The sequence below is a fragment of the Pseudomonas sp. SMN11 genome (assembly GCF_052041945.1).
Taxonomy (GTDB): domain Bacteria; phylum Pseudomonadota; class Gammaproteobacteria; order Pseudomonadales; family Pseudomonadaceae; genus Aquipseudomonas.
In genome coordinates this window covers 1-359 of sequence record NZ_JBKGGW010000106.1, presented here as the reverse complement: position 1 = coordinate 359, position 359 = coordinate 1, and the positions used below count along the sequence as shown (strand labels likewise).

Sequence of the window (359 nt, the reverse complement as noted above, 5' to 3'; positions counted from 1 at the left end):
ACAACCTCGGGACGAACGGGATACACGGGAACCGCACTCATTTTTGTTACCTCGGTGCAAGGTTTGCAGGTCTGGCCTCTTCGCGGTCTTAGAAGAAGCCCAACGGGTTGATGTCGTAGCTCACCAGCAGGTTCTTGGTCTGCTGATAGTGGTCGAGCATCATCTTGTGGGTTTCACGGCCGACACCGGACTTCTTGTATCCACCGAACGCGGCATGCGCCGGGTACAGGTGGTAGCAGTTGGTCCATACGCGGCCGGCTTTGATACCGCGGCCCATGCGGTAGGCGCGGTTGATGTCGCGGGTCCACACGCCGGCACCGAGGCCGAACTCGGTGTCGTTGGCAATCGCCAGGGCTTCG

Annotated in this window: 1 protein-coding gene; it reads right to left on the bottom strand. The window is 60.2% G+C overall.

All coding sequences use genetic code 11. The features are described from left to right. Window positions 1-88: 88 nt before the first annotated feature. A partial coding sequence (locus ACLEJU_RS28760) for an aldehyde dehydrogenase family protein (RefSeq protein WP_440128001.1) occupies window positions 89-359 on the bottom strand: 271 nt, incomplete at its 5' end.